Origin of the sequence: Nonomuraea rosea, from assembly GCF_039539705.1 — a bacterium.
In the GTDB taxonomy this organism is placed as follows: Bacteria; Actinomycetota; Actinomycetes; order Streptosporangiales; family Streptosporangiaceae; genus Nonomuraea; species Nonomuraea rosea.
Map to the genome: position 1 here is coordinate 1 of NZ_BAABDQ010000077.1, position 24,156 is coordinate 24,156.

General features: G+C 68.3%; 24 protein-coding genes, 1 pseudogene and 1 riboswitch. Of the genes and pseudogenes, 11 read left to right on the forward strand and 14 right to left on the reverse strand.

What is annotated here, in order from left to right; translation table 11 throughout:
- Nucleotides 1–493: 493 nt before the first annotated feature.
- From ABEA43_RS65895 to ABEA43_RS65910, 4 genes are all read right to left on the reverse strand, one after another.
- Complete coding sequence (locus ABEA43_RS65895; RefSeq protein WP_068927743.1) at nt 494–694, reverse strand: cold-shock protein; 201 nt, start codon at nt 692–694, stop codon at nt 494–496.
- A gap of 242 nt (nt 695–936) precedes the next feature.
- Nucleotides 937–1,212 carry a MoaD/ThiS family protein gene (locus tag ABEA43_RS65900; protein WP_345580519.1) on the reverse strand — a complete coding sequence of 92 codons (276 nt, stop codon included), beginning with the start codon at nt 1,210–1,212 and terminating at the stop codon, nt 937–939.
- A gap of 24 nt (nt 1,213–1,236) precedes the next feature.
- Nucleotides 1,237–2,469, reverse strand: coding sequence for a threonine synthase (gene thrC, locus ABEA43_RS65905; protein WP_345580522.1), 1,233 nt, complete (start codon nt 2,467–2,469; stop codon nt 1,237–1,239).
- 13 nt (nt 2,470–2,482) lie between these two features.
- Nucleotides 2,483–2,624: riboswitch (SAM riboswitch) on the reverse strand.
- A 79-nt stretch (nt 2,625–2,703) separates the two neighbouring features.
- Nucleotides 2,704–3,258 carry an RNA polymerase sigma factor gene (locus ABEA43_RS65910; RefSeq protein ID WP_345580525.1) on the reverse strand — a complete coding sequence of 185 codons (555 nt, stop codon included), beginning with the start codon at nt 3,256–3,258 and terminating at the stop codon, nt 2,704–2,706.
- A 31-nt stretch (nt 3,259–3,289) separates the two neighbouring features.
- On the opposite strand from ABEA43_RS65910, the gene ABEA43_RS65915 reads away from it, so the two are divergent.
- The gene (locus tag ABEA43_RS65915) at nt 3,290–4,714 is read left to right on the forward strand and encodes an alpha,alpha-trehalose-phosphate synthase (UDP-forming) (RefSeq protein ID WP_345580528.1); all 1,425 of its coding nucleotides are present in this window, start codon (nt 3,290–3,292) and stop codon (nt 4,712–4,714) included.
- A gap of 30 nt (nt 4,715–4,744) precedes the next feature.
- Nucleotides 4,745–5,911 carry an MFS transporter gene (locus ABEA43_RS65920; RefSeq protein ID WP_345580531.1) on the forward strand — a complete coding sequence of 389 codons (1,167 nt, stop codon included), beginning with the start codon at nt 4,745–4,747 and terminating at the stop codon, nt 5,909–5,911.
- Here the strand turns inward: ABEA43_RS65920 and ABEA43_RS65925 are convergent.
- The 3 genes from ABEA43_RS65925 to ABEA43_RS65935 are packed head-to-tail and all read right to left on the reverse strand — an operon-like array spanning nt 5,889 to nt 7,636.
- Entirely contained in the window at nt 5,889–6,491 is a 603-nt protein-coding gene (locus tag ABEA43_RS65925) for a hypothetical protein (RefSeq protein ID WP_345580534.1), read from the reverse strand. The two genes, ABEA43_RS65920 and ABEA43_RS65925, sit on opposite strands and share 23 nt — an antisense overlap.
- Nucleotides 6,492–6,526: 35 nt before the next feature.
- Nucleotides 6,527–7,297: a trehalose-phosphatase gene (otsB, locus tag ABEA43_RS65930; RefSeq protein WP_345580537.1), complete on the reverse strand. Its 771-nt coding sequence runs from the start codon at nt 7,295–7,297 to the stop codon at nt 6,527–6,529.
- A 39-nt stretch (nt 7,298–7,336) separates the two neighbouring features.
- Nucleotides 7,337–7,636: a DUF3263 domain-containing protein gene (locus tag ABEA43_RS65935; protein ID WP_345580540.1), complete on the reverse strand. Its 300-nt coding sequence runs from the start codon at nt 7,634–7,636 to the stop codon at nt 7,337–7,339.
- A 117-nt stretch (nt 7,637–7,753) separates the two neighbouring features.
- Here ABEA43_RS65935 and ABEA43_RS65940 point away from each other — a divergent pair, with 117 nt between their 5' ends.
- The 5 genes from ABEA43_RS65940 (at nt 7,754) to ABEA43_RS65960 (ending at nt 12,011) form a co-directional block, all read left to right on the forward strand.
- Nucleotides 7,754–8,560, forward strand: a complete 807-nt coding sequence (locus tag ABEA43_RS65940; protein WP_345580543.1) for an SAM hydrolase/SAM-dependent halogenase family protein — start codon at nt 7,754–7,756, stop codon at nt 8,558–8,560.
- Between the two features lie 196 nt (nt 8,561–8,756).
- Nucleotides 8,757–9,254 (forward strand): hypothetical protein, encoded by a 498-nt coding sequence (locus tag ABEA43_RS65945; RefSeq protein WP_345580546.1) that lies wholly within the window; start codon nt 8,757–8,759, stop codon nt 9,252–9,254.
- On the forward strand, nt 9,251–10,399 hold the full coding sequence (locus ABEA43_RS65950; protein ID WP_345580548.1) for a S8 family serine peptidase: 1,149 nt from the start codon (nt 9,251–9,253) through the stop codon (nt 10,397–10,399). Before ABEA43_RS65945 ends, ABEA43_RS65950 begins: the two co-directional genes overlap by 4 nt.
- A 26-nt stretch (nt 10,400–10,425) precedes the next feature.
- Nucleotides 10,426–10,830 (forward strand): Zn-ribbon domain-containing OB-fold protein, encoded by a 405-nt coding sequence (locus ABEA43_RS65955; protein WP_345580551.1) that lies wholly within the window; start codon nt 10,426–10,428, stop codon nt 10,828–10,830.
- Nucleotides 10,827–12,011, forward strand: a complete 1,185-nt coding sequence (locus ABEA43_RS65960) for a lipid-transfer protein (protein ID WP_345580554.1) — start codon at nt 10,827–10,829, stop codon at nt 12,009–12,011. Before ABEA43_RS65955 ends, ABEA43_RS65960 begins: the two co-directional genes overlap by 4 nt.
- Nucleotides 12,012–12,109: 98 nt before the next feature.
- Here ABEA43_RS65960 and ABEA43_RS65965 read toward each other — a convergent pair whose 3' ends face one another.
- From ABEA43_RS65965 to ABEA43_RS65985, 5 genes are all read right to left on the reverse strand, one after another.
- Entirely contained in the window at nt 12,110–13,123 is a 1,014-nt protein-coding gene (locus ABEA43_RS65965; RefSeq protein ID WP_345580557.1) for an ABC transporter ATP-binding protein, read from the reverse strand.
- Nucleotides 13,107–14,144, reverse strand: coding sequence for an ABC transporter ATP-binding protein (locus ABEA43_RS65970; RefSeq protein ID WP_345580560.1), 1,038 nt, complete (start codon nt 14,142–14,144; stop codon nt 13,107–13,109). Before ABEA43_RS65970 ends, ABEA43_RS65965 begins: the two co-directional genes overlap by 17 nt.
- A gap of 13 nt (nt 14,145–14,157) precedes the next feature.
- Nucleotides 14,158–15,102 (reverse strand): ABC transporter permease, encoded by a 945-nt coding sequence (locus tag ABEA43_RS65975; protein ID WP_345580563.1) that lies wholly within the window; start codon nt 15,100–15,102, stop codon nt 14,158–14,160.
- Nucleotides 15,095–16,039, reverse strand: coding sequence for an ABC transporter permease (locus ABEA43_RS65980; protein ID WP_345580566.1), 945 nt, complete (start codon nt 16,037–16,039; stop codon nt 15,095–15,097). The genes ABEA43_RS65975 and ABEA43_RS65980 overlap by 8 nt, the downstream gene beginning before the upstream one ends.
- A gap of 121 nt (nt 16,040–16,160) precedes the next feature.
- Entirely contained in the window at nt 16,161–17,798 is a 1,638-nt protein-coding gene (locus ABEA43_RS65985) for a peptide ABC transporter substrate-binding protein (protein WP_345580568.1), read from the reverse strand.
- A 472-nt stretch (nt 17,799–18,270) separates the two neighbouring features.
- Between ABEA43_RS65985 and ABEA43_RS65990 the strand changes: the two genes are divergently transcribed.
- From ABEA43_RS65990 to ABEA43_RS66000, 3 genes are all read left to right on the forward strand, one after another.
- Nucleotides 18,271–19,206, forward strand: coding sequence for an ABC transporter permease (locus ABEA43_RS65990; RefSeq protein WP_345580571.1), 936 nt, complete (start codon nt 18,271–18,273; stop codon nt 19,204–19,206).
- Nucleotides 19,199–20,065: an ABC transporter ATP-binding protein gene (locus ABEA43_RS65995; protein ID WP_345580574.1), complete on the forward strand. Its 867-nt coding sequence runs from the start codon at nt 19,199–19,201 to the stop codon at nt 20,063–20,065. The genes ABEA43_RS65990 and ABEA43_RS65995 overlap by 8 nt, the downstream gene beginning before the upstream one ends.
- 172 nt (nt 20,066–20,237) lie before the next feature.
- A complete protein-coding gene (locus ABEA43_RS66000) occupies nt 20,238–20,393 on the forward strand; it encodes a hypothetical protein (protein ID WP_345580577.1) in 156 nt (51 codons plus the stop codon).
- A gap of 522 nt (nt 20,394–20,915) precedes the next feature.
- Here ABEA43_RS66000 and ABEA43_RS66005 read toward each other — a convergent pair.
- Nucleotides 20,916–21,905 (reverse strand): hypothetical protein, encoded by a 990-nt coding sequence (locus ABEA43_RS66005; protein WP_345580580.1) that lies wholly within the window; start codon nt 21,903–21,905, stop codon nt 20,916–20,918.
- A 402-nt stretch (nt 21,906–22,307) separates the two neighbouring features.
- Complete coding sequence (locus ABEA43_RS66010; RefSeq protein WP_345580583.1) at nt 22,308–23,624, reverse strand: KamA family radical SAM protein; 1,317 nt, start codon at nt 23,622–23,624, stop codon at nt 22,308–22,310.
- 235 nt (nt 23,625–23,859) lie between these two features.
- On the opposite strand from ABEA43_RS66010, the pseudogene ABEA43_RS68590 reads away from it, so the two are divergent.
- Nucleotides 23,860–23,994 (forward strand): annotated as a pseudogene (locus tag ABEA43_RS68590) (DUF1707 SHOCT-like domain-containing protein); the annotation flags it as partial.
- Between the last annotated feature and the right edge of the window lie 162 nt (nt 23,995–24,156).

Below are 24,156 nucleotides of genomic sequence, written 5' to 3' on the forward strand. Positions count from 1 at the left end.
CGCCGTCATTGGTGATCGTGGGAGCGCCCCACTTCTTCTCCAGCACGACGTTGCGGCCCTTGGGGCCCAAGGTCACCTTGACGGCGTCGGCGAGCTGGTTCATACCGCGCTCGAGACCGCGCCGGGCGTCCTCGTCAAACGCGATCATCTTGGCTGCCATAAGGCTAGACCTCCCAGATACAGGGTGGCTTGTCCGGGACCGAGGCGACGCCCGCGACGGCATGGGCCTGCATCTCCGTTCGGCAGACCCCATCGTCTCGATCCGAGTTGCTGGCACTCTGCTGCACAGAGTGCCAACGAACTGTTTAGCACTCTACCCTGTCGAGTGCAAGCGACAGACCACCCGCCCCCGGTTCCCGCCCAGGTCACTCGGTGTCAGTACGGCGGGCCGCTCAGTGCGGCCCGCCGCGCTCGAGTCGACGAAAGGATGTGTGGCGGGCTCGTACGGACTGCGCTGCCGCGCGGTCCCGCCGGTGCGTACCAGTGATGTGAATCAGACCGCGCGGACAGACTCCGCCTGCGGCCCCTTCTGGCCTTGCGTGATCTCGAACTCGACCCGCTGGCCCTGTTCGAGAGATCGATACCCGTCCATCATGATCGCTGAGTAATGGACGAATACATCCTTACCACCGTCTACCGCGATGAAGCCGTAGCCCTTGTCCGCGTTGAACCATTTGACGGTGCCCTGCGCCACTTCCGACTCCTCTTACTGGGCTCTCAGACCTCGCCCATTCCTCCGCGAGACCCGTAATCGTATGACTTAACGGAAAAGTAGCCAGACGATCGCCCTCGACCATACCTGTGGCACGGGGTTTGGCAACAGAGTCAATCCGCAAACTACGTATTTCTCGCGACCTAGGTGGTTCAACGTTGAATTGGCCGGGAAAAGGAGAAGGCGCCCACTCGGGGCGCCTTCAAGATGTCGAGCTATCGCGGTCAGCCGCCGGCGACCGCCGGGATGATGGAGATCTCAGTGCCCTCAGGGGCGGGAGTGTCGAGTCCCTCCGCGAAACGGACGTCCTCTTCCCCAACGTAAACGTTGACAAAACGTCGAATCTTGCCCGATTCATCAAGAATTCTCGCGCCGATCCCCGGGTAGTCGGAGTCGAGCTTGGCAAGCACGTCACGAAGAGTCGCGCCGTCGCCACTCACTTCCGCGATACCCCCGGTGTAGGTGCGCAGAATGGTGGGAATCCGCACAGAAACGCTCATGGTTTAAGTCGCCTTTCCTGGTTGTCAGACAGTCGCGCGGAACGCGTCGAGAGAGGGCCGGATCACGGCGGTGGGCCTGGCGTCGTCGCTGATCGCGTCGAGCGTCTTGAGCCCGTCACCGGTGTTCAGCACCACGGTCTCGGCCTCCGGGTCGAGCTGACCGCTCTCGGTGAGCTTCTTCAGCACGCCCACGGTGACCCCGCCCGCCGTCTCGGCGAAGATGCCCTCGGTGGAGGCCAGGAGCTTGATCGCGGCCACGATCTCCGGGTCGGTGACGTCCTCCACACCCCCTCCGGTGCGGCGGGCGATGTCGAGCACGTACGGCCCGTCGGCGGGGTTGCCGATGGCCAGCGACTTGGCGATGGTGTTCGGCTTGACCGGCTGGACGACGTCGTGCCCCGCCTTGTACGCGGTGGACACGGGCGAGCACCCGGCCGCCTGCGCGCCGAAGATCTTGTAAGGCGTGTCCTCGACCAGGCCGAGCGTCACCAGCTCCTTGAAGCCCTTGTCGATCTTCGTGAGCTGGGAGCCGGAGGCGATGGGGATGATGATCTGCTCGGGCAGCCGCCAGCCGAGCTGTTCGGCGATCTCGTACGCGAGCGTCTTGGAGCCCTCGGCGTAATAGGGCCGCAGGTTGATGTTGGTGAATCCCCACTTGTCGCCCAGCGGGTCGCCGATGAGCTCGGAGCAGAACCTGTTGACGTCGTCGTAGGTGCCCTCGATGCCGATCAGCTTCCCGCCGAACACGCGGGCCATGGCGATCTTGGCCTGCTCCAGGTTCGCCGGGATGAACACGCACGCGTCGAGCCCCGCCCGCGCGGCGGCGGCCGTGACCGCGCCCGCGAGGTTGCCCGTGGAGGAGCAGGAAAGCGTGTGGAAACCGAAGTTGCGCGCCGCCTCGACGGCCATGGCGACCACCCGGTCCTTGAAGGAGTGGGTGGGGTTGCCGGAGTCGTCCTTCACGTACAGGGACTTGATGCCGAGCGCCCGGCCGAGGTTTCCGGCCTTGACCAATTTCGTCCAGCCCGGGTTCATATTGGGCTTACTGGCGACGTCGGCGGGGACGGGGAGCAGAGAGCGGTAGCGCCAGATGTTGGCGGGACCCGACTCGATCTGCGCCCGGGTCACCTCGCCAAAGGAATAGGCCGCCTCAAGCGGCCCGAAACACTCCTGGCAGGCGAAGCTGGGACCCAGGGGGTAACGCGTGCCGCACTCGCGGCAGGACAGAGCGACAGCAGGACCAAAGTCGAGCGACATGAAGCGAGGCCTTCCCTCATCTTCGCCCGCGGCCACCTTGACCGCGAACCGGAATTGGCACCTTGTCCCGGTCGGCCTCGCCAGGTCGCGAGTCACAAGCCGGGAGGGTTGCCGGGGCTTCGCAGGGCCGGTCCCTCCACCCCTCTGGATGAGCAATATTCAGTTGTCGAAAAGGACTCTACCCGCACAAGTGGCCGAAACGGCCACCCGTCTCAGCATGCAAGACGGACAGTCTCAGCGGTAGTCCTCACCAAGCACACCTTGCACATATTTGCGCGCTTGGTGGATGCGCGACTTAGCGGTGCCGAGAGGAATGCCGAGCTGGTCGGCCACCTCGTTGTAGTCGAGCTGGACGATGTCGCGCAGCACGAGCGCCTGCGCCAGGTCGGGCTTGTCGGCCTCCAGCGCCTCCATGGCGTCCAGCAGGTCGAGCCGCGAGCCGGCGATCACGCTGACCCGCCGCGCGTCGGGCTTCTGCATCGGCAGCTCGTCCGAGCTCTGCTCGGCCGCCCTGCGCTTGAGCGTCCTGTACGTGGTCCGCGCGCAGTTGGCCGTCACGATGTGGAGCCACGTGCTGAACCTGGCCCGTCCCTCGAACCGCCCGATGTTGCGCGCCACGGCCAGCAACGTGTCTTGAGAGGCTTCCTCCGCATCCTGGTGATAGGGCAGGATCCGGGCGCAGTGCCGCATCACATCGGGCTCGATCCGCGCCAGGAGCTCGCCAAGTGCGCGATGATCTCCGGCGGCGGCCGAGCGGGCGAGTTCCTCGGTTAGCTCATCAAGCGCCATAGCTGGGATCCTATGGTCGAAGGGAGCTCGAATGAACAGCGTCCTGGTGGCCTCCAACAGAGGACCGGTCTCCTTCACCGTCTCTGACGACGGCGAACTGACCATGAAACGCGGTGGTGGCGGCCTGGTGTCCGGGTTGTCGGGAGTGGCCAAAGGGGACGGCGTGCTGTGGGTCTGCGCGGCGCTGTCCGACGGTGACCGCAGCGCGGTGCGGCAGGCTCCCGGCGGCCGGATCGACCACGCCGGCTATGACACGGGCCCCTTGCGGATGCTCGACATCCCGCCCGCCGTCTTCCACCGCGCCTACAACGCGGTGGCCAACTCCACTTTGTGGTTCGTCAACCACCTGCTCTACGACATCCCCAACGCACCCAACTTCGGCACGAAGTTCCAGCGCGAGTGGGAGTCCTATCGCGACTACAACGGCGTGTTCGCGCTCGCGCTGGCCGAGGAGGCCGGCCACGAGGCCCGCGTGATGGTGCAGGACTACCACCTGACCCTGACCCCGGCGATGCTCCGCGCCGAGCGGCCGGATCTGCGCATCGCCCACTTCAGCCACACGCCGTGGGCGCCGCCCGAATACTTCTCCCTGCTGCCCGACGAGGTGGCCAGGGAAGTCCTGGAAGGCATCCTGGGCGCCGATCACGCCGGGTTCCTCACCGACAGGTGGGCCCAGGCGTTCATGGACTGCTGCGTGGCGCTCCTGGGCGCGGAGGCCGACCGGGTCGGCCGCAGCGTCACCCACGAGGGCAGGACGACCCGCATCGGCGTGCACAGCCTCGGCGTGGACGGCGCGGCGCTGTGGGAGCGGGCCTGCGAGCCCGACGTCGAGTCGCACATGACCGCGCTCAGGGAGCAGGTGGGCGACCGCCGGCTGATCGTCCGCATCGACCGCACCGAGCTGTCGAAGAACATCGTGCGCGGCCTGGTGGCCTACCGCGAGTTCCTGGCCGCGCACCCCGAGTGGCACGGGCGGGTGGTGCACCTGGCGTTCGCCTATCCGAGCAGGCACGACCTGCCCGAATACCGCGAATACACCGCGTCGGTGCAGCGCAGCGCCCAGGAGATCGAGGACGAATACGCCACCGAGGACTGGGATCCGCTCATACTCAACGTCAACGACGACTATCCGCGTTCGCTGGCCGCGTACCGGATGGCCGACGTGCTGCTGGTCAACCCCATCCGCGACGGGATGAACCTGGTCGCCAAAGAGGGTCCCGTCCTGTCGCCGCGCTGCGCGCTCGTGCTGTCGCGCGAGGCAGGGGCCGCCGCCGAGCTGGGGCCGTACGCGCTGATGGTCAACCCCTACGACGTCAGCGGCACGGCGGCGGCGCTGCACGAGGCGCTGATCATGCCCGAGGACGAGCGGCGGATGCGCCGCGACAAGCTGCACGCGGCGGCCACCGCGCTGCCGCCGCAGAAGTGGCTCGCGGCCCAGCTCGACGCACTGGCCTGAAAGGTCCTGCCTACCATCGGGAGCTCAAGGGTGACGACGGTCTCAGAGCCCGTCCGGCTGGTCAGAGACCGCCCGACGTGGCTCATCTACCTGCAGCTCGGCACGTTCGCCATCTTCCTGTACGGCCTCAGCGCCGCCCTGCCGCTCCTGCGCGCGGACCAGCGGACCTCGGCCACCGTGGCCGGGCTGCACGGCACCGCCATGGCCCTCTGCACGATCGCGGCCGGGCTGGCGCTGCCGCTGCTCACCAGGCGGTTCGGCAGGCGGGCGACGAGCTGGATCGGGATCGCGGGGATGAACGCCGGCGTCCTCCTGGTCCTGCCCACCGACTCCCTGGTCCTGACCCTGCTCGGGTACGGGCTGTCCGGCGGCTTCGGCTCCGTGATGCTCTACACCTCCATGGCCGCGCTCAGCGATCATCAGGGCGCGGCCGGGCCGGCGGCGCTCAGCGAGGCCAACGCCGTCGGCGTGGTCGTGGGCATGACGGTGACGTTCGGGCTCAGCGTGGTCGCCCAGACGGCGCTCGGCTGGCGGGCCGCGCTGCTGATCACCCCGATCGCCAGCGCGCTGCTCGCGGTGACGATGGGCCGTACCTGGACCAGGGCGTCCCCACGGGAGGCCGCGAGCCCGGTCGCGGCGATCGCGCACGCGCCCGGCTGGCGCTTCCACCTGGCGGGCGCCGTGCTGTTCTGCTGCGTGGCCCTGGAGTTCTCCTTCAACCTGTGGGCCGCCGAGCTGTTCGCCGACAGGACGGGGCTGAGCACGGCCACGGCCGCCACGGCGCTGACCGCGTTCATGGCGGGCATGGCCGCGGGCCGGTTCGCCGGGACGCAGCTCGCGTTACGCCTGCCGCCCGTGCCGCTGTTCGCGGGCGCGCTGGCGCTGACCATGGCCGGCTGGCTGCTCTTCTGGGCGAGCACCCAGCCGGTGCTGTCCTACGCCGGGCTGGTGGTCAGCGGGCTCGGCGTCTCCCTGCACTTCCCGCTCGCGCTCACCGCGCTGATCGACGGCGCGGGCGGCCGGGCCGACCGCGCGGCGGCGGCCTCGCCCATCTGGGCGGGCGCCGCCATGGCGGTCGGGCCGCTGGCGCTCGGGGCGCTCGCCGATGGCTTCGGCACCGGGACGGCCTTCCTGATGGTGCCGATGTTCATCGGCCTGGCCGTCGCCGGGGTGCTCAGTTCCAGTCGGCGTGCTTGAGCGCGTCGGCGAGCCCCGGGGTGTTCCACTGGTCGACGACGAGGATCTTCGTCGTCGGCAGATACCACTCACGCTGCACGTAGCGGGACTTCACCCCGCCGCCCGAGTAGGAGACGCAGGTGGCCTTCCACTCACGGTAGGCCGCCTTGTGCCCGGGGCCCACCTGGCGCAGGCCCTTGCTCCTGGCCGCGCCGACGACCTGGCCCCACTTGCGGTTGTGCGGGCAGAGCTGCACGTCCGTGGCCGGGTAGAAGGGCTCTTCTCCGTCGTACGGCCGGAAGAGCTCGTTGCCCTGCTTGATGGCCTTCGGCCCGAGCACCCAGAAGCTGTCGCACTCGGGAGTGCCGTACCCCTTCTCCGGCTTGGCGCACTTGCCGGTGACCACGCGGATCCAGTCGGAGCCGACACGGTAGACCTTCCACCGGATCGGCAGGTAGAGCGTCAGCCCGCCCCTGAGCTTGAGCGGCTGCGCGGGCGCCGCGCTCGTCAGGGTCGTGGCTCCGGCGGCGTTCGCGGGCAGGGGGGCGGCGAGGAGGGTGGCCGCGGCCAGGGCCGCGACGGCAAGGTATCGCTTGGACATGCGCCCGAACGTAGGGGCCGCGGCTTGCAGATCAGTCACGAACGGCTGAAAGCCGACGTCAGCTCGCCGAGCAGCGCGACGACGCCCTCGGGGCCGTCCACCACGATGTCGGCCCGCTCGGCCAGCGCCGTGACCTCGGCGGATCCGCTGCACACGGTCACCCCGGGCAGCCCCGACGCGCGGACGGCGTCGAACGCGGCCAGGTCGCCGAGATCGTCCCCGGCGAACATGACGGACCTCGCCGCCCGTTCGGCCAGGAACAGGCTGAGCGCGTGCCCCTTGTCCATGCCGGGCGGCCGGAGCTCCAGCACCAGGCGGCCGGGCTCGATCACCAGGCCGTGCTTCTCGGCCAGCTTGGCCAGCGGCTCGCGCAGCATGGCCAGGGCCCCTTCGGGGTCGGGGCTGCGCCGGGTGTGCACGGCCACGGCCCGGCCCTTGTCCTCGATCGACACTCCGACGAGGCCGAGCGAGTCGAGCAGCAGAGGCAGCTCGGCCTCCGCGCGCGGCACGCCGGGAGGGGGCGGCGGCGCGGAGATCCGGCCGTCCTCCCAGCGTTCGAAGCCGTAATGGCCGAGGATCACCAGCCCTGGCACGCCGGCCAGGTCGGGTCCGAGCTCCAGTACGGTGGCCACGGGCCTGCCGGTGACGATGGCCACCGCCAGGATGTGCGCGCCCAGCTCGGCGAGAACCGCCGGCGCCTTCGGATGGATCACGGCCGTGGCGGGATCGGGCACGATCGGCGACAGGGTTCCGTCGAAGTCGAGCCCGATCACGGCGCCTGCCGGATCGCTCAAGATCGCTTCCATTCCAGGGATGTTCCTCACGCGGCTGCCGTACCCAGCCGTTCAGGGACGCATGCCAAGCCTTCTGGCCGCGCGCTCACGCTGGCGCGTGGAGCGTAACCTGCGCAGTCGCTTGACCAGCATGGGGTCCTGTTCGAGCGCTTCCGGCTTGTCGATCAACTCGCCGAGCAACTGGTAATAGCGGGTGGCGGAGAACCCGAAGGCCTCCTTGATGGCCTGCTCCTTCGCACCCGCGTGGCGCCACCATTGGCGCTCGAAGGCGAGGAGCTCGATGTCGCGTTCTGAGAGTGGTCGGTGGGACGGCTCCTGGGCAGCATTGTCACCGCTGAGCGGTGCTCCCATGGTGTCCTCCTCGAAAGGGGCGAGCGACGATCACGTCGCACGCACGCGGCCCGTGGCCATCGTAATGTGCCGAGTGCGGCTGTTCACGGCGGATTGCGAGACGTACAGTCACCAAATGTGACCTCAGTCATCACACTCCTCACCGACTATGGGCTCGAAGATGGCTATGTGGCGGCCTGTCATGGAGTGATTGCCGGGATCGCGCCCGAGGCGCGGGTGATCGACGTGTGCCACCTGATCCCGGCGGGAGACGTACGGCGTGGCGCGGCGGTTCTCGCTCAGACCATCCCGTATCTGCCCCTGGGCATTCATATCGGCGCGGTCGATCCCGGTGCGGGCGGGGCCAGGCGCGCGGTGGCCGTCGAGGCGGGCGGCCGGGTGTTCATCGGCCCCGACAACGGGCTGCTGTCGTGGGCCGTGCACGCCAGCGGCGGCGCGCTGGCGGCGTACCAGATCAGCAACGAGGACCACTTCCTGCGGCCGGTCTCGCCGACCTTCCACGGGCGCGACGTCTACTCGCCGGTCGCGGGACGGCTGTGCGGCGGCCTGAGCCCGGCGGAGCTGGGGCCGGAGATGCCGCTCGACCGGCTGGTCTCGCTGCCCGAGCCGACCTCGCTGCTGCGCGAGGGATCGGTGGAGGGCGAGGTGGTCTCGGTCGACCGCTACGGCAACACCCAGCTCTCCATCGCGGCCGGCGACCTGCACGCGCTGGGCGTGCGGCTCGGCGACACGCTCGGGGTGTGGCTGGGGCGGCGGCAGCTCGCGCTGCCGTACAAGGAGACGTTCGCGGCGGTGCCGCCGGGCGAGCTGGTGGCGTTCGCGGACTCCGCGGGGCTGATCGCGATCGCGGTGAACGCGGGCGACGCCGCCCAGCGGCTGGGGCTCCCACCTGGAGCGCATGTCCGACTTTCCCCGACTCCGTAATACGAAGAGCTACAAACCCGTAGTTACTCCGCGTATCGGTCTGTTTACTGAAGCGTCGGAATGAGTGCGCGTTCACGTGCCAGAATGCACGGGCTGATCGGGTGTCCCTCCCCTCCCGTTCGAGGTTGACGTGTACAACCTGTCCGTTGCGCTGCTGTCCCTATTGTCCGCGATCTGGCCTTCGCCGGAGCCGCCCGTGCCGGAGCGCTGGCACGAGTGGCCGGTGGCGAAGGTCTTCCCCGGCACGGTGCCCGGCCTCAGCCCGTCTGGGGCGCGGGTCACGTACGTGCTGGCCGGAATCGCCCCCGAGTCGTCCTGCGAGGCGGCGTTCCAGGTCGCCGCCGTGCGTCCCGGCTGCCGCACGGCGTTACGCGCCACCTACGCCGACAGCACGCAGACGTACGTCGCCACCGTGGGCATCGCCGTGCTCGACGGGCCGGGGATGGGACCCTACGCCGCCGGGCGGCCGGCCACCGTGCGGCCCGTGGCGTTCCCCGGCGGGCCGGCCGAGCGGTTCGGCGAGCGCCAGTACTTCACCGGGGTGCTGATCGGGTCGGAGCACCGTTACGTGGTGGCGGCGGCCGCCGGGTACGCGGACGGGCGGGCGTACCGGCCGGGCTGCCGCACCGTGCCGCGGCTGCGCGACACCGCGCGGCAGCTCGCCGCGACGCTGCACCGGGCGCTGACCCGATGAAGCGGCTCATCCTGCCCGTGCTGCTGAGCGGCCTCGTGATCGGGATCGCGGCGCCCGGCGTGTCCGACGACATGGGCGAGATCGCGCGGGCCGGCCAGTGGCAGCTCAGCGCGTTGCGGCTGCCCGAGGCGTGGCGGCTGAGCAAGGGCGCAGGCGTGGTCGTGGCCGTGCTGGACACCGGCGTGAACGGCCGCCATCCCGACCTGGCGGACGCCGTCGTCCAGGGGCCGGACCTGACCGGGGCGGCCAGGAGCCCGGCGCTCTGGGGGCAGCACGGGACCGCCATGGCCAGCCTGATCGCCGGCCGGGGGCACGGCGACGGCAACCGGCGCGGCGTCGTGGGGGTGGCCCCCGCTGCCGAGGTGCTGTCGGTCAGGGTCACGCTGGACAACGGCGACCCGCTGCGCGACAAGCGCCGCCCCGGCGGGGCCGAGGCGCTGGCCAAGGGCATCCGGTACGCGGCCGACCACGGCGCCGACGTCATCAGCATGTCGCTCGGCGGCGGCAGCGGCGCATGGGAGGGCTCGGCGCCCGAGGAGGAGGCCGTCCAGTACGCGATCGCCAAGGGCGCCGTGCTGGTGGCCTCGTCTGGCAACGACGGCGACTCGGCCAACAGGAAGAACTTCCCGGCCGCCTACCCCGGCGTGATCGCCGTGGGGGCCGTGGACCGGCGGCTGAGGGTGGCCGCGTTCTCCAACCGGCAGGACTACGTGTCCGTGGTCGCACCCGGCACGGAGATCGTCACGGCCGACGGCAGCGACTCGTACATGGTCGGCGACGGCACCAGCTCGGCTGCGGCCATGGTCGCCGGCATCGCGGCCCTGATCAGGGCGGTGCATCCGCGCCTGTCGCCGTACCACGTGCGGCTGGCCATCGAGCAGGGCACCAGGAGGCGGCCCGCGGACGGCTACAGCCGCGCGTACGGGCACGGCGTGGCCAACGCGCTGCTGGCCCTGCGCGCGGCCGACCGGCTGGACCTGCCCGCGTCCGTGCCGCCCATGCCCGGCGCGTACTTCGGCGAGGGGCCGCTCGCCACGATCCCCGCCTCCAGGGCGCCCGTGGTGGCGGGGATGCTGATGCTGATGGCGGTCATGGCGGCGCGGGTGATCACGACGCATCGGCGTCGCAGGAGGGATGTAACCTAGCAAGCGCTTGTGTGATACTCCTGGCTATGACGTTCGCGATCGAGGGCTGGTTCGCCGTCGGCGACGACGGGATCCACCTGCTCGGCACCAAGTGCTCGGACTGCGGCACGGTCTGCTTCCCGCCGCGGCGGGGGCTCTGCCCCAATCCGCACTGCACGGGCACGGAGATGACCGGCATCGGGCTGCCGCGGCGCGGGCGGGTGTGGTCCTACACCAACGCCTGCTATCCGCCGCCGGCGCCGTTCGTGGCGGCGGAGCCGTACGAGCCGGTGACGCTGGCCGCGGTCGAGCTCGACGAGGTGGGGATCGTGGTGCTCGGTCAGGTCAAGGGCCTGACCGTGGCCGAGCTGGAGGTGGGCATGGAGCTGGAGCTCATCTCGGGGACGCTGGCCGACGGGCCGCTGGTGTGGATGTGGGGGCGGGCGTCGTGAGCGTCGTGGTGCTGGGCACGGGGATGCATCCGTGGGGCAAGTGGGGCCGTCCGTTCCTGGAGTACGGCGTGGCGGCGGCCAGGGCGGCCCTGGACGACGCCGGCGTGGCCTGGACGGACGTGCAGTACATCGTGGGCGCGGACACGATCAGGAACGGCTATCCGGGTTTCGTCTCCGGCGCCGCCTACGCCGAGGCGCTCGGCTGGTCCGGGGCCAGGGTCGCCTCCTGCTACGCGGCCTGCGCGTCGGGCGCCCAGGCCGTGGACATCGCGCGCACCCGCATCCTGGCGGGGCTGTGCGAGGTGGCGCTGGTCGTCGGGGCGGACTCGACGCCCAAGGGCTTCTTCAAGCCGGTGGGCGGGGACCGGCCGGACGATCCCGATTGGCTGCGCTTCCGGCTCCTCGGCGCCACAAATCCTGGATATTTCGGCCTTTATGCGCGTAGGCGGATGGCGCTCCACGGCTCCACCCCCGCCGACTTCGCCGCCGTCAAGGTCAAGAACGCGCTGGCCGGATCGCTCAACCCGATGGCCCGCTACCGCTCTCCGGTCACCGCCGAGCAGGTGGCGGCCTCCCCCATGGTGGCCGACCCGCTGCGCCTGATGGACATCTGCGCCACCTCCGACGGGGGCGCGGCGGTGGTGCTGGCCTCGGAGGACTACGCCAGGCGGCGCGGCGCGACGGACCTGGTACGCCTGGCCGCCGTCTCCACGGTCACCCCGACCTTCCCGAGCACGATCCTGGAGCTGCCGAACTTCGCCACCGACTCCTGCGCCGCCGTGCCCGCCCCCGAGAGGCCCTTCAGAGCCGCGATCGCGCACGCCGCCTACGAGGAGGCCGGGCTCGGGCCCGAGGACGTCTCCCTGGCGGAGGTGTACGACCTGTCCACGGCGCTGGAGCTGGACTGGATGGAGGACGTCGGGCTGTGCCCGCCGGGCGAGGCCGACAAGCTGCTGCGCGCGGGCGAGACCGGGCTCGGCGGCCGGGTGCCGGTCAACCCGTCGGGCGGGCTGGCGTCGTTCGGTGAGGCCATCCCCGCCCAGGCCATCGCGCAGCTCTGCGAGCTCGTCACCCAGCTGCGCGGGCGGGCGGGACCGCGCCAGGTGGCCGGCGCCCGCGTCGGCCTCGCCGCCAACCAGGGCCTGTTCGGCCACGGCTCGGCCATCATCGCCACCACCTGACCGGCCCGCACCGCCCCCCCGGCACCACCGCGAGGACCCCAGGCAGCACGAAGGCCCTCCGGGCAACGCTCCTCGGAGGGCCTTCGGTCACGGGTGGCTCAGATGTGCACCACGTCGTGCGTCTCGGCGAAGTGACAGGCACTCTCGTGCCCGGTCCCCGGCCTGATCTGCAGCAGGGGCTCCTCCTCCGCGCAGATCTCCTGCGCCTTCCAGCACCGCGTCCTGAACCGGCACCCGGACGGCGGGTTGGCCGGCGACGGCGGGTCACCCTGGAGGATGATCCGCTCGCGCTGCTCGCGCCCCTCGGGATCCGGCACCGGCACCGCCGACAGCAGCGCCTGCGTGTACGGATGGGCGGGCTTGTCGTAGATCTCGATGTCCTTGCCGAGCTCCACGAACTTGCCCAGGTACATCACGCCCACCCGGTCGGAGATGTGGCGCACCACCGACAGGTCGTGGGCGATGAAGATGTAGGCCAGGTCGAACTCGTTCTGCAGCCGTTCGAGCAGGTTGATGACCTGTGCCTGGATCGACACGTCCAGCGCGGACACCGGCTCGTCGCAGACGATGATCTCCGGCTGGAGCGCCAGGCCGCGGGCGATGCCGATGCGCTGCCGCTGGCCGCCGGAGAACTGGTGCGGGTACCGGTTGATGTGGTCGGGGTTGAGTCCCACGACGTCCAGCAGGTCCTGCACCTTCTTGCGGCGGCTGCCCTTCGGCGCCACCTCGGTGTGGATCTCGTACGGCTCGCCGATGATGTCGCCGACGGTCATACGGGGGTTCAGCGAGGTGTACGGGTCCTGCATGACCATCTGGATGTTGCGGCGCATGCGCTTGAGCTCGCCGCCCCTGGCCTTGGCGATGTCCCGGCCCTTGATCTTCACCGAGCCGGAGGTCGGCCGCTCCAGAGCCATCAGCACCTTGGCGAGGGTGGACTTGCCGCAGCCGGACTCGCCCACGACGCCCAGCGTCTCGCCCTTCCTCAGGTCGAACGAGACGCCGTCGACGGCCTTGATCGCCCCGATCTGCTTCTTGAAGATGACGCCCTGGGTCAGCGGGAAGTGCTTGACCAGGTCGCGTACCTCAAGGATCGGCTCACTGCCTGTCGCCATCGAGGACCTCCCTCCAGTAATGGCAGGCGCTGCTCCGTGTGCCGCTGATCTCGTAGAGCGCGGGGACGTCGACCACGCAGTTGTCCTGCCGGTACGGGCAGCGGGGATGGAACGAGCAGCCCGTCGGCAGGTCGAGCAGGTTCGGCGGCAGGCCCTTGATGGCGTACAGGTCCTGGCCCTTGAGGTCGACCCTGGGGATCGACTCGAGCAGGCCCTTCGTGTACGGGTGCGCGGGCGCCTTGTAGATGTCGTGCACGGGGGCGTTCTCCACGATGCGCCCCGCGTACATGACCGCGATCTTGTCCGCCACGTCGGCGACCACGCCCAGGTCGTGCGTGATCAGGATCATGCCCATGCCGCTCTCGCGCTGCAGCTCGGCGAGCAGCTCCATGATCTGCGCCTGGACGGTCACGTCGAGCGCCGTGGTGGGCTCGTCCGCGATCAGCACCTCGGGGTCCAGCGCGATCGACATGGCGATCATGATGCGCTGCCGCATGCCCCCGGAGAACTGGTGCGGATAGTCGTTGACGCGCTGCCTGGCAGCCGGGATGCGGACCCGGTCCATCATCTCGACGGCCTTCTTCATGCCGTCGGACTTGGACATGCCGCGGTGCACCCGGAACATCTCGCTGATCTGCCAGCCCACGGTGAACACGGGGTTCAGCGCGGACAGCGCGTCCTGGAAGACCATCGCGATCCGCTGGCCGCGCACCTGCGTACGGGCCTCTTCCGAGAGCTTGAGCAGGTTGGTGCCCCTGAAGCGGATCTCGCCCTTGGGGATGACCGCGGGCGGCATGTCCAGGATGCCCATGATCGCCTGAGCGGTCACGGACTTGCCGGAACCCGATTCGCCCAGGACGGCGAGTGTCTCGCCGGGGCCGACCGTGTAGCTCACGCCGTTCACGGCTCGTACGATCCCCGCGCGGGTACGGAACTCCACGTGCAGGTTGTCGACCGCGAGCAGCGGCTGGTCGCCTGGCCCTCCCTCGGCAGGCAACACATCCGATGACGTCTTCTTCACTTGATCCCCCCTTCTACCTGAGCTTCGGATCGAGAGCGTCGCGCACGGCGTCTCCCAGCATGATGAACGCGAGCACCGTGATGCTCAGGAACACGGCCGGGAAGATCAGCGGCAACGGCGCGTCGAGGAACCTGGGCTGCGCGTCCGCGATCATCAGACCCCAGGAGATCGCCGGCGGCTGGACGCCCACGCCCAGGTAGGACAGCGCGGCCTCGGCCGCGATGAACCCGCCCAGGTTGATCGTCGCGATGACGATCACGGGGGCCAGCGCGTTCGGCAACAGGTGGCGGAACATGATGCGACTCGAACCGGCGCCGAGCGCCCTGGCCGCGACCACGAAGTCCTGTCCCTTGGTGGTGATGACCGCCGCGCGCATGATCCGGAACGTCATCGGCCAGCCCAGGAGGGTCAGTGCGATGACGACCAGCCAGATGCCCAGCCCGCTGTCGCGGAAGGTCGCGCCGATGAGCAGCGCGCCCAGGATGCTGGGGATGGCGAAGAAGATCTCGGTGATCCTGGAGGCCACCGTGTCGGTGCGGCCGCCGAAGAAGCCGGCGATGAGACCGGTCAGGCCACCGATGACCGCGGCCGCGATCGTGGTGCTGATGCCGATCACCAGCGAGTTGGCCGCGCCGTAGATGGTGCGGGCGTAGAGGTCACAACCGAGGTTGTCCCTGCCGAAAGGATGCCCGGCGCTCGGGAGCTGACGGGCGGTGCCCAGTTCGCAGGTCCTGGCGTCGGACGGGTCGATCGAGGTGAACAGCGACGGCCACACCGCCATCAGCACCAGCACCGTGATGAGGATGCACGAAGCGATGAAGATGGGCTTGCGGCGCAGGTCGTGCCAGGCGTCGCCCCACAAGCTGGCCGGTCTGGCTTCCTTGATCTTGGTTGGCGGCAGAGGGGCGGGGCTTCCCTCGGAAGCGATGACGGGCCCGCCCGGCCGAATGTCACTCATAGCGGATCCTCGGGTCGAGCACTGCGTACATCACATCGACGACCAGGTTGGCCAGGATGTAAATCAGCACCAGGATTGTCACGATACCGACGACGACCGGCTGCTCTCTCAAATAGACCGAGATGAACAACTGGTTGCCGATGCCCGGCAGGTTGAAGATCCGCTCGGTGATCACCGCCCCGCCCATGAGGTTGCCGAGGTCGGCGCCCAGGAACGTGACGAGAGGGATCAACGCGTTGCGCAGGCCATGTCTGCCGACGACCCGTCTTCGTGACAGGCCCTTGGCGGTCGCGGTCCTGATGAAGTCTGCCCGCAGGGTCTCGGCCAGGCTGGTCCTGGTGAGACGGGTGAGATAGGCGATCGACACTCCGGCGAGCACGAAGCCGGGCAGCAGATAGCTGCGCCACCCGTTGGAGATGCCCGCGATCGGGAAGATGTCGAGGCCCGTCCACTGCTTGAGCTTCACGCCCAGCATGTACTGCAGGACGAATCCCGACACAAGAGTCGGCACCGAGATCAGCAGCAGGGTGGAGGCGAGGATCAGGGTGTCGATCGCCTGGCCGCGCCGCAGCGCCGCCCAGAGGCCGAGACCGACGCCGATGACCGCTTCGATGACGAGGGCGGTGAGCGCCAGGTTCAGGGTGACCTGGAACTTGCCCGCCATGATCTGGGACACGGGCACGTCGGCGAACGTGACGCCGAAGTCCCCGCGCAGGAGCACGCCGCTGATGTAGTACCAGTACTGCAGCAGCAGCGGATCGTTGAGGTGATACTGCTCGCGCAGGATGGCGACGATGTTGGGGTCCGCTCGCTTCTCACCGGCCAGCGCCGCGATGGGATCGCCGGGCAGCGCGAAGACGATGGTGAAGATGAGCAGGGTGGCACCCAACAACACAGGTAGTGACTGGAGCAGACGCCTGATGATGTAACGGCCCATTTAAGCCTCCCGTACATGCCAAGAAGGCAGTCCCTCGGCCCAGGGTTCCCGGCCGAAGACACCGCCTTCTTGGCTGGCCCTTCGAGGGCGGGCGCCACGCGCCCGCCCCAGGGCTCAACCGTCAGACTTTCTCGACGTCGGCCCACTCAACCTGGTTGAGCAGGTTGATCTTGACGTTCTTGACCTTGCTGGAGTAGCCGGAGTTGTTCCGGTAGAAGTACACCGGAATGTAGGGCAGCTCCTCGTTCAGGATGTCATCCGCCTGCTGGTAGAACTTCAGGCCGTCCTCGACGGACGCGGCCTGGTCGCCCTTGGCGATCAGGTCGTCGAACGCCTTGTTGGAGTAGCCGCCGTAGTTCGAGCCGTTGGCGATGGCGCCGGTGCTGAAGATCGGCGACAGGTAGTTCTCCGCCGACGGGTAGTCGATGGCCCAGCCCATCCGGAACAGGCCCTTGTACTTCTTGCTGTCCAGCTCGTCCAAGATGCTGGCGAACTTCTCGAACGGCTTGGCCACAGCGTCGATGCCGAGGTTCGCCTTCAGGTTGTTGGCGATGGCCTCGATCCACTCCTTGTGCGGACCGTCGGCGTTGTAGCCGATCTCGAGCTTCTTGGGGCCGGCCGCGGACTCGTACAGCTTCTTGGCCTCGGCCGGGTTGTACGTGCACGCCTTGCAGGCGCCCTGGCGGTAGCCCGCGATGGCCGGGTTGATGAAGTCGTCGGCCGGGGACCGGGTGCCGGAGAAGACCGTCTCGGCGATGGTCTTCCTGTCGATGGCCATGGAGATGGCCTTGCGGATGTCGACCTTGTTCAGCTCGTCGTTGTACTTGAGCGGAACGCCGATGTAGCCGACGCCGGCGTCAGGCTGGTCCTGGTAGCGCTCCCCGAGGGTGGCCTTGGCGGTGGAGATCGCGGCGGGGCCGAGGGAGTCGTGGATGTCGAGGTTGTCGGCCTGGAGGTCGTTGAACGCCGTGTCCGAGTTCGTGTACAGCTTGAACTGGAGCTTCGTCCAGTTCTTCGGCTTCGCACCCGGATACTTGTCGTAGACCGACATGTCGATGGTCTGGTCGGTGCCCTTCTTGAAGGGCTTGTCCATCTTGAACAGACCCTGGCCGATGGGCTTCTCTCCGTACTCGGCCGTCACCTTGCCGTCGGCGCCGAAGGCGGCCTTGGGCAGCGGGTAGAAGGCGGTGTAGCCGAGCATGACCTTGAACTGCGAGAACGGCGCGGTCAGGGTGACCTTCATCGTCGTGTCGTCGACGGCTTCAAGGCCCTTCATGCCCTTCGCGGTGACTGGCTTGCCCTCGCCCGGGTTGAGGTCGGCGAAGCCGTCCACCCTGCCGAAGAAGTAGCCGGCGCTCTGCGCGTTCTCCTGGTTCGCCGCATAGTTCCAGGCGTCCACGTAGTTCTGCGCGATCAGCGGCTCACCGTTGTGCCAGGTGTAGCCTGCCTTGAGCTTGATCGTCCAGACCTTCTGGTCGTCGCTGGTGATCGACTCCGCAGCGGCCTCGACGGCGTTCTTGTTCTCGTCGTAGTTGACGAGGGGCTCAAACAGCGCGGCGAGCGTCTCGGAACCCTCGGACTCCGTCGTGTTCGACGGGACCAAGAGCTCCTGCGGCTCACCGAGCTCCATGCGGACCGGCGTTTCGCCGCCGCCCGTGGCAGTGCCACCGGTTTCCGAGGCACCGCCGCCACACGCGGCAACCGCGAGGGCGAGCAGCGCGGTACCGGCGACGATCTGTGCGCCCTTAGTAACACGCATGGTGAAAGAATTCCTCCCTCTACAGTGGGCGTACAGCGCTGAGCTGCGGTGATCGCGAGCAGCCTGACGGGGGGGTCCTGGTATCCCCCCGGATTTGGCTGACATGGTCAAACCAGCCGACGCCCTGCCAGTCGATCGCGACTATCCCTTACTCCTTGCCACCAGCGAGTCTCTGGCGCGTTGCAGTTCGGTCACACGTACGCCTATCCACCGTCACAGACATTTGGTTCAATCCGCACCAAACCCCGTGAAACAGCACTTGCAGGCAAGGTACGGACGTGAACAGCGGATGAAAAATACCCTCTACACGACAGTGGTCGCGCCCTTGCCAGCGCGCCCCGGCTGGCTGGGCTACGGTTGAGCAGGTCTTGACGGCGCCTTGGAACCCGGCGGCGTAAGACTCCGTCCAACTGACTGTCGCCGACCCGTGCGACAGGCACCCCATCGACCGGGATCCAATAGAGTCCTTGCCATGAGCCAGCCGGAATCCGTTGTAGCGGACGCCCAGGCGGGCGGCCGAAGCGGACAGGAGCCGCTGGCCAAGCTCGCCAAGAGGTATGGGCTTCGCCGTGCCATCGCGCGGCCGAGGTTCTCTGTCTACCTGCGCCAGCTGTGGGAGCGGAGACATTTCATCCTGACGTACGCGACCTCGCGCAACGTCTCGAAATACTCCAACTCCGCCCTCGGTCAGCTCTGGCAGGTGCTGACGCCGCTGCTCAACGCCGCCATCTACTTCCTGATGTTCGGCCTCATCCTCGGCGGCAGCAAGGACATCGAGAACTATCCGGCGTTCCTGCTGACCGGCATGTTCATCTTCACCTTCACCCAGCGGACGGTCACCGCGGGCGCGAAGTCGATCTCCGGCAACCTGTCGCTCATCCGCGCGCTCCACTTCCCCAGGGCATCGCTTCCGCTCGCCTACACGATCCAGGAGCTCCAGCAGCTCGCCATCTCCATGGGCGTGCTCCTCACCCTCGTGGTCGCCACCCAGGAGTGGCCCACCTGGTTCTGGCTCTGGATCCCCTTGGTGCTCGCGCTGCAGACGATGTTCAACATCGGCGCGGGGCTCGTGGTCGCCCGGCTCGGGGCCACGATGCGCGATCTCAACCAGTTGCTGCCGTTCATCACCCGTACCTGGCTCTATGCCTCAGGCGTGTTCTTCTCGATCCAGGACAAGGTCGTCGAGTCCGCGGAGCTGCCCCAGTGGGTGGCCAACGTGATGTACCTCAACCCGGCGGCCTCCTACATCGAGTGGATGCGCGAGATCCTCATCAAGTCCCACAACACCGAGTTCGGTCACTACCCGCCGCCGATGGTCTGGATGTCTTGCGTATTCTGGGCGGTGTTCGCTCTCGGCTTCGGCTTCTGGTACTTCTGGCGGTCCGAGGAGAGGTACGGGCGTGGCTGAACTGATCAAGGAGCTGTCACAGGTGAAGGGCGAGGAGCCCGCCGTCCCCGGCAAGGATGTCAGAGTGCATCCCAACCCGGAACCCCAGGGCAAGCGGCCGCTTGACGTCCCCACGGGCACTCCGACCGTCATCGTCGACGACCTCCACATCGTCTACCGCGTCTACGGCGCGGCCAGCGACACGGAGAAGGGCAACGCGGTCAACGCCCTCACGCGCATTCTCAGGCGTCAGGGCCGTCCGCAGATGAAAGAGGTCCACGCGGTCAAGGGCGTGACCTTCGTGGCCTATCACGGCGACGCCATCGGCATCGTGGGCCGCAACGGCTCGGGCAAGTCCACGCTGCTGCGGGCCATCGCCGGCCTGCTGCCCCCGCACGAGGGCGCCGTCTACACCGACGGGCAGCCGTCGCTGCTCGGCGTCAACGCGGCCCTCATGCGCGAGCTGACCGGTGAGCGCAACATCGTCCTCGGCTGTTACGCCATGGGCATGACGCCTTCCGAGGTCCGGGAGAAATACCAGGAGATCGTCGACTTCTCCGGCATCGATGAGTTCGTCCAGCTGCCGATGTCCACCTACTCCTCCGGCATGGGCGCGCGGCTGCGCTTCGCCATCTCCTCCGCCAAGACCCACGACGTCCTGCTCATCGACGAGGCCCTGGCGACCGGCGACCGCGAGTTCCGCAAGAAGAGCGAGGAGCGGATCCGCCAGATCCGCGAGTCGGCCGGCACGGTGTTCCTCGTGGCCCACGACCTCAGGGTCATCGAAGAGACCTGCAACCGGGTCATCTGGCTGCACAAGGGCAAGATCAAGATGGACGGCGACCCCAAGGAAGTCATCGCCGCCTACAACAAGGGCTGACCCGCTCCCCTTCTCCCCCGCCCCTGGGCGGGGTTTTGACATGCCCGGATTCGATCATTTGTGCGAAGACCGGTGCGACGCGAGGGATGAATGACTGACAGAGAGCCTGCCGTTCCGATAGGATTCGAACGCCAATTCGAGCTGAGGAACGGCGATGGAGTGGGAGTGCGCGATGGGAGAGCTTTCGGCCGCCATTGACCATCTGGCCATCGAGGAGGTGTCCGAGATCCCGAGGATGCAGGTCGCCGAGCAGCTGCTGGAGCTGCACTGGCAGATGGCGCGGCTCCAGGCCCAGATAGCCCGCCGCACCGGTGTCCGACTCCCCTGACCCACGCCCGCGGGGGCGTATGCCTTACCTGCTGGCATGAAAGTGCCGCCGACCCCGGGGTGGGGCCGGCGGCGATGGGGCGGGCTCGTGCGGCGCCACTGCCCTGCAAAGGCGGCGCGTGCGACGAGCCGTGCCCTGGACGAGGGCGCGTCCGCCCAGGCCCGTCATGAGACCACCCGCTCTCGCGGGGGCTCGCAACCAACGCGCGGTCAGTGCCTCGGGCGCTCGGCACCTGTGAGCGCCTCGATCGGCCTGCCGCGTCGGTACGACGGCGGCCCGGTCACGGGAAACCCGCCGTCAGGGAACTGCTGGAGCGCGCGAACGCCGTCGCCTCGTCGCCGTCACGGCCGGTTCCCGGGCGTCGGCACCTAGGACGCCCGCGAACCGTCATGATGGCTTGCGGCGAGCCGCGCTCGTCAGCGCCTGCCCAGCGCCGGTCAGCACCTCTTGAGCACCTGTTCGGCGCTTCTTCGGCACGTCATCGGCGCGTTCGGCACCTCATCGGCGCCTCCGTCGCGTCGGCTAGTCGCGAACCCAGGAGTTCCGCACCGAGCTCGTCAGCGCGTCGGTGGTCCAGCCGAGGGCGGCCATCACGTCGCCGTAGTAGCCGGCGGTCTTGGCGCCGCGGGTGGCGACCAGGTTGGAGGTGTCCTCGACGAGCGGGGTGAGCTCGTCCATGGAGGCGGCCTGGGTGGTGCCAGGCAGCGCCTCGACCACGGGCGCCATCTCGGCCGGCGCGACCTGCCCGACGACCGGGGCCAGCTCGCCGCTCGCGGCGTGCGGCAGCGCGCGGCGCGCGGCCATGGCGAGCCCGGTCAGGGTCGTGTCGGCGGACAGGGACTCGACGCTCTTGGAAGCGGCGCCCATGGTCTTGGCCGTGAGGCCGCTGGCGTCCAGGAAACCGGCGCCGGAGGCCGGCATCAGGCTGGAGGGGGCGAGCCGGTTCACGGTGCCCCCGACGGACGAGTCGACCAGGCCGGTCGCCGCACCGTAGGCGCCGCGCAGGGCAGCACCCTCGGTGACGGACTGGCTGTGGCCCTGCTCACCGGTCTTGACCGTCGGCGTCGCCATGCGCGACGCACCCGACAGCACGGGCAGCGACTTGGTCAGGTCGCCCCCGCCGAGCCGGAACCCGCCGACGATCGGCGACAGCTCGGTCAGCGGCGAACCGCCGCTGAGGACGTCCTCGGCCGCGTTGGCCGCGGGCACGGACATGCCGGGCTCCCGCTGGTCCTCGCTGGCGGCGTCCCGCTCCGCCTCGGTCATGTGGCCGCCCGGGGCCTGGGCCGACTTGGCCTTCCCGCCGAACAGGCTGCCGAACAGGCCGCCGCCGACCAGGCCGCCCAGCAGGCTGCCGATCGGGCTGCCGTTCGCGCTGGTGCCTCCGCCCGGCGCGTCGTTGGCCGCGTACCGTGCGCTGTTGTATTGAACGTCCGCTTGAGCTGGCACGGCCAATGCCGCCGCCAGGCCAAATGCTGTGACGGCGACAGCCGTCTTGACTACTCGATTCATGATTGCCTTCCCGGCTCGTGATCGATCGCTCTCGAATGCGGTGGAAATGCGAATCGATAACCCCCGAATGCCGTGGCGTGCGCGCTATGGGCACCACACGAAGCGTGCAGTCACGGCTGAGCTACGCCAGCAGTTCTATCACTCGGCGTGAGCGCCCGCAGGCGCATGAAAGCCCATGTAGCAGGGGTTTGCAGCCCGGTTACCGAGTAAAGGGGGAAGCGTTGAGCGAGAGACAAAACCGGAAATAGGAGGGCCTTGTTTCCGAAATTGTGCGCACTGACTCGAGGTCAAGCGCACGAACAGGCCGGGCACCCCGGCGGCCCGTGAACAAAGGGTCGCGAAATCAAATGTCACGGGCCGGGGGGTGTGGAATTACCGGTCGCGGTCGACGCGTGCGACCACTCAGACGGGCAGCAGCGCTTCCGCTGGTTCGAACGGGAATCGTTCGGCGAAGGCGGGCCGCAGATCCGTCAGCCAGACGGCCGACGGGTCGTAGCGCGCGAAGAACGGCCTGCCGACCAGCGAGGCGTCGCGCGCCTGGATGAGGTGGAGCATGAAGACGCGCTCCCCGGCGATCTCGGTGACGCCGTCGATGCACACCTTGCCCGGCGTCGCCGACATCGACGGCCCCCGGACGGTCCTGCAGAGCCCCGACACGGTCGAGTAGGCGTCTCTGAAGATCTCGTACGCCCGGCCCAGCGGCACCGCGAAGTAGTCCTGCGGGCCGGTGTCGCGCTCGACGAACATGTAATAGGGAATCATCCCCATCCTGTGCTGCCGCCGCCACATGCCCGACCACACGGCCGGATCATCGTTGATCGACCTGATGAGCGGCGCCTGGGTCCTGATCGTGGCCCCGCTGCCGAGTATGCGCTTGACCGCCGACTCGACGAGCGGCGACTCCAGCTCGCGCGGATGCGAGAAGTGGGCCATGAACGCCAGGTTCTTGCCGGCGTTGACCACTTCCTCGAACAGCCCGAGCGTGGCGTCGGCGTCCGGATCGGTGGTGAAGCGCTGCGGCCAGTAGGCCAGCGCCTTGGTGCCGATCCTGATGGACTCGAGCTGCTCCAGCTCCAGCAGCGGCTCGATATATCGCCTGATCACCGACTCGCCCATGATCATCGCATCGCCGCCGGTGACCAGCACGCTGGTGACCTCGGGATGCCGGCGGATGTAGCTGACCATCTGCCCGATGTCGTCAGAGGCGAACTTCAGGTCCGCGTCACCGACGAACTGCGCCCATCTGAAGCAGTATGTGCAGTACGCGTGACAGGTCTGCCCCTGCTTGGGGAAGAACAGCACGGTCTCGTGATATTTGTGCTGCATGCCAGGGACGGGCTCGTCATCCATCTTCGGGACGTTGAGCTCTTTCTGACCTGCAGGATGGGGGTTGAGCTGCGCGCGCACCCGATTGGCCTCGGCCTGGATCTCCACGTTGGGCGCTTCGGCCTTCAGCAGGTCGGCCAGCCTGGCCACGTCGGCGGCCGGAAGCATGTCCTCCTGCGGGAAGACCAGCCGGTATATGGGGTCGTCGGGAGCGGCCGACCAATCTATGAGTTCGTCCACGACGTAGGCGTTCGTCCGGAACGGCAGCACCGTGGCGACGGCGCGGACCTTCAGGCGCTCCTCGTCGCCCAGCCCCGCACGCTGCAGAAGCTGGTCGAGGTGCTTGGCCGTGTACGCCTTGAAGCGTCGCGTGCCGGCTTGGTTCAAGATCACTAGGCCTTTCCCATCTTTTTTGTTCGATCGGGTGTAAACCTCACGACCCCGTCGCGCGTCTACGGTCCTTAATACCCGGACGCGTCCACCCACGTCAGCGGTTCCGCTGGGCTCCAAGTTTTCCTGCAGGTTTGACATTACTCGCGACATATCGCGATCCGACATACACTGATTTATCGTGACGGATGATCCAGACTTGCGTGCCTCAGACGCCGATCGCGACCGCGTGGCCGCGATGCTGGGTGAGGCGCTCGCCACCGGAAGACTCACCAGCGTCGAGCACGCCGACCGCCTCGACGTCGCCTATACGGCGAAGACGGTCGGCGAGCTCGTCCCCATCACCCGGGACCTGCCCGAGGTGTCCGCGTCGGGCCTGCCCGCGGCCGTCGAGCAGCAGGTCGATGGTTATCTAGGGTTGGAGGACCCTTCCAGCAGGTCAGAGGACGATGATCTTTTCTTTCACGTAGGCCAAGTTGACCGAACGCAGCCGGGGCCGATCGTTATCTAGGGTGTCAAGCGAACTAGGACGTGT